Genomic DNA, 10,499 nt, shown 5'->3' on the forward strand with positions numbered 1-10,499 from the left:
CGCCTCAGCCCGCCGCCGCGAGGCTGCGCTCGACCCGGACGAACAGCCAGGAGAGCGCGGGGTAGACGGCGACCGTGAGGGCCAACTCGTAGAGCGCGGGCTCGGCCGGCAGCAGCCGGAACGCCAACAGGGTACGGAATCCCCAGCCGAGCCCGAGCACAGCCGCGGCGAGCAGCGCGAACACGACCCAGACCAGCAGGAAGGTCTGACGCGTCAGCACGCGCCGCTGGGTCAGCACGGCGGCGTGCAGCAGCAGCAGCAGCAGCGGGTTGAGCCCGAGCGGCGCGGCGGTCAGCAGGTCTGACAGCACGCCGATCCCGAACACCGCGAGCGGCGACATCAGGCCCGGACGATAGAGCGTCCAGAAGAACACGGCCGCGAGGGCGGGCACCGGCATCACCCCGTGCTGCGCCGGCAACCCAACGGGAACCCCCATCGCCAGCACGAGCACGACCGTGAGTGCGGCCGGGGCAAGATCGCGCGAGACCTGGTCGAGACGTTGCCAGAAGCCGCGTGGCCGTGGCGGACGGGCAATCGGGCTAGCCACCGCGGCGTCGCCCTGGACGTTCGGGCCGTGTCACCTGCTCGGGCGGCAGGATGCCGGTGAGCCCGAACTCGTGCAGCCGGACATACTCGAGCCGGTCGAGATCGGCGAACAGCTCGACCTCCAGTACCCCGCCGCGGCCCTCGTGCACGATCCCGACCGGCAGCCCGGCCGGAAACGCACCGGCCTCGGAGGAGGTGACAATCCGCTCCCCGGGAACGGGCACCTCGCCGTCCGTCCAGTGCTGGAGGCGGGGCCGCGGCGCATTGGTGCCCGCGAGGATCGCACGGGTGCGGGTGCGCTCCACCTGCACGGGGATGCGCGAGTTGATGTCTGTGACCAGCAGCAGCCGCGCCGAGCGCCCACCGACCTCGGTGATCCGCCCGACCAGGCCGGCGCGATCCAGCGCGACCTGCCCCTTGCGCACGGTATGCTGCGGCCCGACCGCGAGCAGGGCCGAGCGGGCATAGGCGCCGCCCAGATCAGCCACCACGCGGACGGTCGTGAACTGCGGCGTCGGCTCTGCCGGGGCGCGCAGCACCTCGCGGAGGGCCAAGTTCTCGGCCTCGAGCGCGAGGGCAACGTCGCGCCAGCGCCGGAGCCGCTCGTTCTCCTCGCGCAGCCGGGTGTTGTCGCTGTGCAGATAGACCAGATTGCGGAGCCCGGTGGCGGCGTCGCGCACCGTGCCGATGGGCCGGGCCAGCACGCCGTAGACCGGCACCATCAGGTCGGCGAGCGCGGCGCGCGCGCGCTCGGCCAGCACGGTGTCGGCCTTGCCGAGCAGCATCAGCCCGAAGCTCGCCGCGATCAGCAGCGGCAGCACCAGCCGCGCGATCGCCTGGCGCAGCGGCACGCTGAGACGGATCACCGGAGCATCACCTCTCGCCTGGCCGTTTCCCTGCCCTGCCGTCCCGGAGCCGGCGCTGTCATGACCGACTCCAGCCTACCGGAGAATGCTGAAGACTCAGTACATCGACGACAGCACGTTGCGCAGCTTCTTCATCTCCTCGAGCGCGCGGCCGGTGCCGAGCGCCACGCAGGAGAGCGCGTCCTCGGCGACCAGCACCGGCAGCCCGGTCGCCATCCGCAGCACGGCGTCGAGGCGGTGCAGCAGCGCGCCGCCACCAGTCAGCACGATGCCCTTGTCGACGATGTCGGCGGCGAGCTCGGGCGGGGTGTTCTCGAGCGCCACCTTCACCGCCTCGACGATCGCGCTGACCGGCTCGGAGAGGCTCTCGCTGATCTGGCGCTGGCTGACCACGACCTCGCGCGGCACGCCGTTCATCAGGTCGCGCCCCTTCACCTCGCGCAGCGGGCCGTCGTCCATGTCCTCGGGCGGGCAGGCCGCGCCGATCTCGATCTTGATCCGCTCGGCCGAGGACTCGCCGATCAGCAGGTTATGGTTGCGGCGGATGTAGGAGATGATGGCCTCGTCCATCTTGTCCCCGCCCACGCGCACCGAGCGGGAATAGACGATGCCGCCGAGCGAGATCACCGCCACCTCGGTGGTGCCGCCGCCGATATCCACGACCATCGAGCCCGAGGGCTCGGTCACCGGCAGCCCGGCGCCGATCGCGGCGGCCATCGGCTCCTCGATCAGATAGACGCGCCGCGCGCCGGCCGACTCGGCGCTCTCCTGGATCGCACGCCGCTCGACCGCGGTGGAGCCGGACGGGACGCAGACGATGATCATCGGCGAGGCGAAGCTGCGCCGGTTGTGCACCTTGCGGATGAAGTGCTTGATCATCTCCTCGGCGACCTCGAAATCGGCGATCACGCCGTCGCGCAGCGGCCGGATCGCCTGGATGTTGCCAGGGGTGCGGCCGAGCATCTGCTTGGCTTCCTCGCCGACCGCGAGCACCTGCTTGCGCCCGCGCACATCGACGATCGCGACCACCGAGGGCTCGTCGAGCACGATCCCCCGTCCCTTCACGTAGACCAGCGTATTGGCCGTCCCGAGATCGATCGCCATGTCGGCGGACAGCATCCCGAGCAGTCGCGACAGCATCGATGGAGTGACCTTCCTGTAGGACCCCGACGGTCCGTTGACCTTTGCGTGCGGTGGGATGGGGGGCCGACCGGGCGCATCGGTTTACGGCGGCGACGGGGAGCGCTCAACCGCTGAATTGACCGGGTGGCTCCCGCGCGAAAATCGCAGGGAACGAGATAGGCCGAACAGCGTTAACGGATCAGTGCCTTGCAATCGAGGAGACAGAGCGATGCGTTCGATCACCCTTGCTGCCGCCGCCGTCGCGATGCGTGCGGCGGGCGGCGCCGCGGTCGGCGGCCTGACCGGCGGGAGCATGCTGGGCGGCGCGGTGCTCGGCGGTGCCGCGGGTGCCGCGGCCGGTGCGCTGACCTCGCCGCGCGATGTGAACCTGGGCCGGCCGGCCTGGCGCTGAACCCCCGGGGCGGGTGACCGCCCCTCCCTCGAACGGGGTGCGACCGATGCATGGTCGCACCCCGTTTTCGCGTCCGCGTGGCGGAAGGCCCGCACGTGGCGCAGCCGCCGCCCGGCGCCGCGCGAGAGGGCACGGAAGACCGTACGATCCGACGCCGATCCTACGATCCGACGCCGATCCGGCGCGCCCAGACAGCTCTTGGTTAGACTGAGTGTTTCCAAGTCAATGGAATATACGCGAAATCCTAGAGGTCGGCTGAGCCGTGTCGCTGCCGGTCCCCGCCCAGCAGTAGGGCCGGCCCGCGGCGGCGGACCGGCTCCCATTCTTTTTTGTGCAGTGGCCTGCCTCCCCGTTCCGCTCGCTGCCGGGCGCAGCGAACGGAACTGTCAGACCTCCAGGCGCCCGATGGCGCTCGGCCCTGCCGTCACGCCCCGGTGACCTGCACCAGCAGCGACACCAGGAACAGCACCAGGAAGACCGCGAACAGCACCTTGGCGATGCCGGCTGCGGTCGAGGCCACGCCGCCGAAGCCGAGGACGCCGGCGATCAGGGCGACGACGAGAAAGATCAGGGTCCAGGTCAGCATGAGCGGCTCCTTTCGTTGTCTCCCTTCAACGTGAAAGCGGGGACCGGGTTTCCCCGGCCCCCGCCTCCAGGCCGACGTCAGGCGCGCATCAGAGCCGGTCGCGCCACTCCTGCACCTGGCGCTCGGCCTCCTCGCGGGCGATGCCGTAGCGCTCCTGGATCCTGCCGACGAGCTGGTCCTGCCGGCCTTCGATGACCGCGAGGTCGTCGTCGGTCAGCTTGCCCCACTGCACCTTGGCCTTGCCGACCAGCTGTTTCCAGTTGCCGGCGATCATGTCCTTGTTCATCGCGGACTCCTTCCGATGGACTTCCGTCGAGAGCCGTGGGTGCGGCCCCCGAACGACAACGGCACCTGGGGGAAGGAGTTCCCGGCCGCGCTCAGCTGAGCCGCAGCCCACCGGTCACGGCCTGGTAGGTCGCGATCGCGAGCGTCATCGGGTCGAACGGCTTGGTGACCACGAACGCCGGCTCGACCGCCTCGCCGGTGAGCAGCCGTTCCGGATAGGCCGTGACGAAGATCACCGGCACCGTCATCTCGCGCAGGATCTCGGCGACCGCCGACTTGCCGTCCCCGCCCATGCCGAGATTGATGTCGGCCAGGATCAGCGTGGGGTTGAGGCTGCGCGCGAGCGCGACCGCCTCCGCCTGGGTCGCGGCGATGCCGGCCACGCGATGGCCACAAGCGGCCACTAGTTGGCCGAGATCCATGGCGATGATCGGCTCATCCTCGACAATCAGGACATCGGCGCGCGCGCCCTCGCGCAGCCGCTCGCGCGCGGCCGCTGCCTTTGCAGCGACCTCGTCGCCGGTGCGGCCGAGCACGAGGCCGGCGGCCTCGTGGCCGAGCCCCTCGAGCGCGGTCAACAGCAGCACCTGCCGCTCGACGACGCTCAGGCCGCCTGGCTCGCCGGCCGCATCCTTCACCTGGGCCGAGACCGCGCGATACAGCGCGAGCATCACTGTCGGCCCGTCGCCCGGGGGCGGCGATTCGCGAAGCGCCATCAGGGCCTCGCGGACCAGTGCGTCCCCCGCCTCCTGGTTGCCGGCGAGCGCCCGCGCATACCGCCGTGCCCGCGGCAGCGCCCGGAGCAGAGCTTCGTTCATGGCGGTCCTCCGATCGTGGAGCTCCCTCTCTCACGCAGCGCCCCGAAGCGGCAAGCGGGGGCGCGGATGAACGACGAAACGCCGGAGGCGGCGTTCCGGACGGAGTTGATCGGGCTGCTGCCGCAGCTCCGCGCCTTCGCCCGGTTCCTCGCCCGCGACCCCGCGGCGGCGGACGATCTGGTGCAGGAGGCGACGCTCCGCGCGCTCTCGGCCTGGCGCCAATACCAGCCCGGCACCAACCTTCGCGCCTGGCTGTTCACCATCCAGCGCAACCTGTTCCGCCAGGGGCTGCGGCGACAGCGGACCACCGACGAGATGCCGGCGGAGCATGGCACGCCGCCCGGCCAGGAGGCCCACATGGCGATGGGCGAGCTCGACCGGGCGCTGCGACGCCTGCCGCCGTCCCAGCGCGAGGCGATCCTGCTCGTCGGCGCGCAGGGGTTCTCGTACGAGGACGCAGCGATGATCTGCGGTACCGCCACCGGCACCATGAAGGCCCGCGTCAGCCGGGCCCGCACGGCGCTGGCAGCGATGCTCGGCAGGCCGGACGGGTCGATCACGAACGCGTGACCCCGTGGCCCCGAGGCTCAGCCTCGGGCGCGCACCAGCGAGGCGCCTGCCACCACAGCGCCGGCGACCAGCATGGCCGCCCCGCCGATGATCGACCACTCGGTCCGCTCCGAGCGACGGCCGGTGAGCGCCTCGGTGATCTGCTCGGCCGGGGCATCCGTAGCATTCAGGCCCATGACCAGCAGCATCGCGCCGGCAACGGCCAGGGCCAGTCCAATGGCGAGCGACATCCGCATCGTGGTTCTCCCTTCGCGTCTCGCGAAACCGTTACCTCCGATCAACGCGGATTTGGCGACAGGGTTCCCGCCAGACACGAAAACCTGGGGGCGATCGGACGTTCTGCTGCAACCTTTTGCGCGAATTCGGCGTTGCTCGGTCATCGGAAACGGCTGGAGGACCGACAACGTGCCCGACTCGTTCCATGACGATCTGATCGCGCTGCTGCCGAAGCTCCGGGTCCAGGCGCTCGCCCTGACACGCAACCGGGCCGCGGCCGAAGACCTCGTCCAGGACACGATCGTGAACGCGCTCGCCGCACGCGCGCAGTTCCGTCCCGGCACCAACCTCGCCGCCTGGCTGCACAGGATCCTGCGCAACCGCTTCATCAGCGACGTCCGCAAGCATCGCCCGAAGGTCGCCATCGAGGATGCACCGGTGGAAGCGCTCGCCTGCGCGGCCGATCCGGCCGACCGTCTGGTCGCCAAGGAGCTGGGCCGGGCGCTCGACCTGCTCCCCGCCGATCAGCGTGAGACCCTGCTGCTGGTGACGCTGCACGGCCTGTCCTGCGAGGAGGTGGCCGAGATCACCGACTGCGCGGTCGGCACGGTGAAGAGCCGGGTGTTCCGAGCCCGCGCCACGCTCCAGCGCGCGCTGCTCGGCGAGACCGCGCCCGAGGCGGCCCCGCATGCGGCCGTCGGACGCCGCGAAACTGGCCTCAAGGCGCCCCGCGCGGTATCCTCCTCCCCGTCGGGCGATTGCGCGAGGGTGTCCTGCGCGGCCGCAGGCACCGCTTGAGGGGCGATGAGCGACACGCCGAAACGCACGATGCCGGCTGATGGTGGACATGGCCCTCTGCGCCGCCGCGGTGGCAAGGGACAGGCGGACGTGACGGACGCGTTCGATACCTGGCTCGACCGCCAGCTGCACCAGATGTTCGATCGTGTCGCCAAGGAACCGATCCCCGAGGACCTGCTGCGGCTGATCGAGGGTGACAGGCGCAAGCAGGAGCGCTGAGGCGCCGCCCGATCTGCCGGTCGCACCGGCGGGTGCCGGTGCGCGAGCCGGATATCTGCCGTCGCTCGCGCGCCTGCTCGCATCGGTCCGTGCGCGGCTGATCGGGCTGATCCTCATCGGCGCCATTCCGGTCGCGGTGCTGGTGGGCCAGAGCGCGGTCGACCTCTACCGGGAGGCCCGGCACACAGCCCGGGAGCGTGTGGCCCTGGTGCGCGAGGCCGCGGTGGCGCGCCACCAGGTGGTGATCGAGGGCGCCGAGCAGATCCTGGCCGCGCTCGCCCGCAACGATGCCGTCATTGCCGGCGACCCGGATTCCTGCGACCGGGCGCTGATCGAGGTGCTGAGTCTCCAGGGCGGACGCTACAGCAACATCTGGGTGGTCGACGGGGCAGGGCGGACACGCTGCAGCGCCGTGCCCGCGCCGCGCGGGGATTCCTACTCCGAGGCCGCCTGGTTCAAGGACGCGGTCCAGAAGAACCGCTTCGTGCTGAGCGAACTTCAGGTCGGGCCGATCACGCAGCGCAACATCATCGCGGCCGCCCTGCCGGTCCGGCGTGAGCGTGATCTCGTCGCCGTCGTCGGGCTCGGGCTGTCGCTCGACCATCTGGTGCTCCAGACCCGCCCAGCCGCGCGCGCGGATACGGCGATGTGGCTCATGGACGATGGCGGGCGCAGCTTTCCGCTGACGGACAACGCGACCGAGGAGACGCTGCCTGTGCTGCCCGCCTGGGCGGCGTTGCGTCGCGGCACAGCCACCCAGGTCGATGCCTTGAGCGTCGGCGGCAAACCCTACGCCTACGCGGCGATGTCGCTCGGTGACGATCTGCGGCTGGTGGTGGGCCTCGCCTCGGCGACCTATGAGGCGGCTGCGCGCCGTGCCGTCATCCGGCGCATGGTCGAGCTCGGCGTGCTGCTTGCGGCCTGCCTCGGCGCGGTGGCGATCGGGGCGCATATGAGCGTGATCCGCCCGTTGCGCGAGGTCAGCACGCGGGTCACCGCGTGGCGGCGCAAGGGCGGCCAGTTCGATCCCGGACCGTTACGCGGCACGCCGGTCGAGGTGCGCGCCCTCGGCCAGGCAGTCGCCGAGGCGTCGCTAGCGCTCGGCCGGCGCGAGGAGGAACTGCGCGCGGCCCTCGCCGCGCGTGACCTGCTGATGGCCGAGATCCATCACCGCGTGAAGAACAACCTTCAGATCGTCGCGAGCCTGCTCAATCTCCAGGCCGGCCGGGTCCGCACCGCCGAGGCGCGCACGGCCTTCAGCTCCGCACGCGACCGGGTGCGGGCGCTCGCGACGCTGCATCGGCACCTCTACACCCACAGCGACTTCGAGACGATCGCGCTCGGCACCTTCCTCGACGAGCTGTGCGGGCAGCTGTTCGAGGCGCTTGGCGAGACGCCGGGCGAGCGGATCACGCTGAAGGTCTCCGCCCCAGACATCACGCTGAGTTCCGACGAGGCGGTGCCGCTGGCGCTGATCATCACCGAGGCGGTGACGAACGCGTTGAAGTATGCCTTCCCCGGCGCGGACCGGGGCAGTGTCTCGGTCATGGTCAGCCAGGACGGCGAGACGCTGACGCTCGTGATCCGCGACGACGGGATCGGCATCGCCGCGTCACAGCAGGCCGAGCCCGCCGAGCTGGGCGGCGGGCTCGGGACGATGCTCATCGAAGGGTTCGCGCGCCAGCTCGGAGCGACGCTCACGACCGACAGCGGCGCGACCGGCACCGAGCTGCGGCTCACCATGCCGATCCGCCGCCGCGGCCAGGCGGCGCGGGCGGATCAGGCCGCCGCGGCGGCGGCCTGATCCGGCCCGGCGTCACGCGGCCGGTGCCGCCGGCGCGGTGCGGAGACGCTTCACCATCAGCTTGTTGAGCGCGTGGATATAGGCGCGCGCCGAGGCCACCAGCGTGTCGGTGTCCGCCCCCTGCCCGTCCACCAGCTTGCCCTTCTCCTCGAGCCGCACCGTCACCTTCGCCTGGGCATCCGTGCCCTCGGTCACCGCGTGCACCTGATAGAGCTTCAGCTCGGCCTCGTGCGGGAACAGCATGCGGATCGCCTTGAAGGTCGCGTCCACCGGACCGTCGCCGGCCGACTCCGCGCTCTGCACCTCGCCGTCGATGTCGAGTTCCAGCACCGCGCGCTGCGGCCCCTTCGAGCCGGCATGCACGTCGAGCGAGACGAACCGGACATGGTCGTGCGCGCGCACCACCTCGTCATCGACCAGGGCGACGATATCCTCGTCGAACACCACCTTCTTCGCATCCGCCAGCCGCTTGAAGCGTTGGAACGCGTCGTTCAGCGCGTTGTCGCCGATGTCGCCGTAGCCGAGCTGCTTCAGCTTGTCGCGGAACGCCGCACGGCCCGAATGCTTGCCGAGCACCAGGCTTGACTTGGCCCAGCCCACGCTCTCCGGCGTCATGATCTCGTAGGTGCCGGCGTGCTTCAGCATCCCGTCCTGGTGGATGCCGGCCTCGTGGGCGAAGGCATTGCGGCCGACGATCGCCTTGTTGGGCTGCACATCGAAGCCGGTGATGGTGGCGAGCAGCTTGGAGGAGCGCACGATGTTGCGCGTGACGATGCTCGTGTCGGCCTTCAGCGTGTCATTGCGCGTCTTCAGCGCCATAGCGATCTCCTCCAGCGCGGCATTGCCCGCGCGCTCGCCGATGCCGTTGATGGTGCACTCGACCTGGCGCACGCCGGCCTGGATCGCGGCCAGCGTGTTGGCGACCGCAAGCCCGAGATCGTTGTGGCAATGCGCCGAGAAGATGATCTTCTCGGTCCCCGGCACGCGCTCGCGCAGCATGGTGAAGATCGCGGCGAACTCCTCCGGCACCGCATAGCCCACGGTGTCGGGGATGTTGATCGTCGTCGCCCCTGCCTTGATCGCCGCCTCCACACAGCGGCAGAGGAAGTCGGGCTCGGTGCGGCTGCCGTCCTCGGCCGACCACTCGACATCGTCGGTGAACTGGCGCGCGAAGGTGACGCTGTCGCTCACCGCTTGAAGCACGGCGTCAGGCTCCATCTGGAGCTTGAACTTCATGTGCAAGGGCGAGGTGCTGATGAAGGTGTGGATGCGCTTGCGCCGCGCCGGCTTCAGCGCGTCGGCGGCCGCCTGGATGTCGGCCCGGCCCGAGCGGGCGAGGCTGCACACCACCGTGCCTTGCAGCTTCCCGGCGATCGCCTGGACCGAGGCGAAGTCGCCCGGGGAGGCGATCGCGAAGCCGGCCTCGATCACGTCGACGCCGAGGTCCTCCAGCGCCTCGGCCATGCGCAGCTTCTCCTCGAGGTTCATGCTGAACCCGGGGGACTGCTCGCCGTCGCGCAGCGTGGTGTCGAACACGATGATCCGGTCGGGCGAGATCTCGCCGAACGACGGATGGGTGATGGTGGTCATGGTCTGCTCCTGAATTCGTGTACGCGACTTGCCTCGGGGTCTCCCCTGAGCGGTGCTTCTGCGCTGTCAGCGCGAAGGCGTCACGCCCAGGGGCGGGTAAGTCGAAGGAGCAGCGGAAGGAGGGCGCGCGCGCCGAAGCCCGCGCGGGGCGCGGTGCGTGCGGAGAGGACGCGGGCCGGTTGCATCAGCACGACAATATCCACAGCGAGCGCCGCCTGTCCAGCGGGGCGGGGCTGTGCCACCGCCCGCTGCCGCTCACGCCCTGAACGGCGCGAGGAACCTGAACGGCGACGGCTCCTTCGTGATGTCGGTCATCACCTCGATCAGGCAGGGCGCGTTCGCTGCCAGCGCCTCGCGCAGGGCATCGCGCAATCCGGTGGCATCGGTCACCCGCCAGGACCGTACGCCGAAGGCCCTGGCATAGGTCTGGAAGTCGGGGTTGGTCAGCTCCGCGCCGCAATGGCGGCCGTCATACAGCCGGCGCTGATCGCGGAGCACATTGCCGTAGGATTCGTTGTTGAACAGCACCGTCACCAGGTTGATGCCGTAGCGCGCGGCGGTCGCCAGATCCGATCCGCCGAACAGGAAGCCGCCATCGCCGGTCACCGCCACCACGGCGCGGTCGGGATGCGCGACCTTGACGCCGAGCGCGGTGGGAAAGCCGGCG

Annotated in this window: 14 protein-coding genes; 5 read left to right on the forward strand and 9 right to left on the reverse strand. The window is 70.6% G+C overall.

Features of this window, described 5'->3' with window-relative positions; translation table 11 throughout:
- Positions 1-4: 4 nt before the first annotated feature.
- From ACTIFU_RS08830 to ACTIFU_RS08840, 3 genes are all read right to left on the reverse strand, one after another.
- The gene (locus ACTIFU_RS08830) at positions 5-547 is read right to left on the reverse strand and encodes a rod shape-determining protein MreD (RefSeq protein ID WP_439577935.1); all 543 of its coding nucleotides are present in this window, start codon (positions 545-547) and stop codon (positions 5-7) included.
- On the reverse strand, positions 540-1,412 hold the full coding sequence (mreC, locus tag ACTIFU_RS08835) for a rod shape-determining protein MreC (protein ID WP_439577936.1): 873 nt from the start codon (positions 1,410-1,412) through the stop codon (positions 540-542). The genes ACTIFU_RS08830 and mreC overlap by 8 nt, the downstream gene beginning before the upstream one ends.
- 96 nt (positions 1,413-1,508) lie before the next feature.
- On the reverse strand, positions 1,509-2,552 hold the full coding sequence (locus ACTIFU_RS08840; protein WP_439577937.1) for a rod shape-determining protein: 1,044 nt from the start codon (positions 2,550-2,552) through the stop codon (positions 1,509-1,511).
- 211 nt (positions 2,553-2,763) lie between these two features.
- On the opposite strand from ACTIFU_RS08840, the gene ACTIFU_RS08845 reads away from it, so the two are divergent.
- A complete protein-coding gene (locus ACTIFU_RS08845) occupies positions 2,764-2,946 on the forward strand; it encodes a hypothetical protein (RefSeq protein WP_439577938.1) in 183 nt (60 codons plus the stop codon).
- Between the two features lie 424 nt (positions 2,947-3,370).
- Here the strand turns inward: ACTIFU_RS08845 and ACTIFU_RS08850 are convergent, their stop codons facing one another.
- From ACTIFU_RS08850 to ACTIFU_RS08860, 3 genes are all read right to left on the reverse strand, one after another.
- Positions 3,371-3,532, reverse strand: coding sequence for a DUF1328 domain-containing protein (locus ACTIFU_RS08850; protein WP_439577939.1), 162 nt, complete (start codon positions 3,530-3,532; stop codon positions 3,371-3,373).
- Between the two features lie 88 nt (positions 3,533-3,620).
- A complete protein-coding gene (locus tag ACTIFU_RS08855; protein WP_439577940.1) occupies positions 3,621-3,818 on the reverse strand; it encodes a CsbD family protein in 198 nt (65 codons plus the stop codon).
- Between the two features lie 91 nt (positions 3,819-3,909).
- Positions 3,910-4,635, reverse strand: coding sequence for a PhyR family response regulator anti-anti-sigma factor (locus ACTIFU_RS08860; protein WP_439577941.1), 726 nt, complete (start codon positions 4,633-4,635; stop codon positions 3,910-3,912).
- Positions 4,636-4,701: 66 nt separating this feature from the next.
- Between ACTIFU_RS08860 and ACTIFU_RS08865 the strand changes: the two genes are divergently transcribed.
- Positions 4,702-5,205 carry a sigma-70 family RNA polymerase sigma factor gene (locus ACTIFU_RS08865; RefSeq protein WP_439577942.1) on the forward strand — a complete coding sequence of 168 codons (504 nt, stop codon included), beginning with the start codon at positions 4,702-4,704 and terminating at the stop codon, positions 5,203-5,205.
- A 17-nt stretch (positions 5,206-5,222) separates the two neighbouring features.
- Here ACTIFU_RS08865 and ACTIFU_RS08870 read toward each other — a convergent pair whose 3' ends face one another.
- On the reverse strand, positions 5,223-5,441 hold the full coding sequence (locus ACTIFU_RS08870) for a DUF3185 family protein (RefSeq protein ID WP_439577943.1): 219 nt from the start codon (positions 5,439-5,441) through the stop codon (positions 5,223-5,225).
- Positions 5,442-5,610: 169 nt separating this feature from the next.
- Here ACTIFU_RS08870 and ACTIFU_RS08875 point away from each other — a divergent pair, with 169 nt between their 5' ends.
- From ACTIFU_RS08875 to ACTIFU_RS08885, 3 genes are all read left to right on the forward strand, one after another.
- Positions 5,611-6,219 carry a sigma-70 family RNA polymerase sigma factor gene (locus tag ACTIFU_RS08875; protein ID WP_439577948.1) on the forward strand — a complete coding sequence of 203 codons (609 nt, stop codon included), beginning with the start codon at positions 5,611-5,613 and terminating at the stop codon, positions 6,217-6,219.
- A gap of 90 nt (positions 6,220-6,309) precedes the next feature.
- Positions 6,310-6,438 (forward strand): NepR family anti-sigma factor, encoded by a 129-nt coding sequence (locus tag ACTIFU_RS08880; protein ID WP_439577944.1) that lies wholly within the window; start codon positions 6,310-6,312, stop codon positions 6,436-6,438.
- Positions 6,413-8,242 (forward strand): sensor histidine kinase, encoded by a 1,830-nt coding sequence (locus ACTIFU_RS08885; RefSeq protein WP_439577945.1) that lies wholly within the window; start codon positions 6,413-6,415, stop codon positions 8,240-8,242. The genes ACTIFU_RS08880 and ACTIFU_RS08885 overlap by 26 nt, the downstream gene beginning before the upstream one ends.
- Before the next feature lie 12 nt (positions 8,243-8,254).
- Here ACTIFU_RS08885 and ACTIFU_RS08890 read toward each other — a convergent pair whose 3' ends face one another.
- A complete protein-coding gene (locus ACTIFU_RS08890; RefSeq protein ID WP_439577946.1) occupies positions 8,255-9,832 on the reverse strand; it encodes a 2-isopropylmalate synthase in 1,578 nt (525 codons plus the stop codon).
- Positions 9,833-10,087: 255 nt separating this feature from the next.
- A partial coding sequence (locus ACTIFU_RS08895) for a thiamine pyrophosphate-dependent enzyme (protein ID WP_439577947.1) occupies positions 10,088-10,499 on the reverse strand: 412 nt, incomplete at its 5' end.

This window comes from Elioraea sp. (assembly GCF_051860475.1).
GTDB lineage: Bacteria > Pseudomonadota > Alphaproteobacteria > Acetobacterales > Acetobacteraceae > Elioraea.

What these genes read in the sequence shown, in the direction of transcription:
- ACTIFU_RS08870 (WP_439577943.1), bottom strand. Translation starts at nt 5,441, where the DNA reads ATGCGGATGTCGCTCGCCATTGGACTGGCCCTGGCCGTTGCCGGCGCG.
- ACTIFU_RS08890 (WP_439577946.1), bottom strand. Translation starts at nt 9,832, where the DNA reads ATGACCACCATCACCCATCCGTCGTTCGGCGAGATCTCGCCCGACCGG.
- ACTIFU_RS08855 (WP_439577940.1), bottom strand. Translation starts at nt 3,818, where the DNA reads ATGAACAAGGACATGATCGCCGGCAACTGGAAACAGCTGGTCGGCAAG.
- ACTIFU_RS08865 (WP_439577942.1), top strand. Translation starts at nt 4,702, where the DNA reads ATGAACGACGAAACGCCGGAGGCGGCGTTCCGGACGGAGTTGATCGGG.
- ACTIFU_RS08860 (WP_439577941.1), bottom strand. Translation starts at nt 4,635, where the DNA reads ATGAACGAAGCTCTGCTCCGGGCGCTGCCGCGGGCACGGCGGTATGCG.
- ACTIFU_RS08840 (WP_439577937.1), bottom strand. Translation starts at nt 2,552, where the DNA reads ATGCTGTCGCGACTGCTCGGGATGCTGTCCGCCGACATGGCGATCGAT.
- ACTIFU_RS08845 (WP_439577938.1), top strand. Translation starts at nt 2,764, where the DNA reads ATGCGTTCGATCACCCTTGCTGCCGCCGCCGTCGCGATGCGTGCGGCG.
- ACTIFU_RS08850 (WP_439577939.1), bottom strand. Translation starts at nt 3,532, where the DNA reads ATGCTGACCTGGACCCTGATCTTTCTCGTCGTCGCCCTGATCGCCGGC.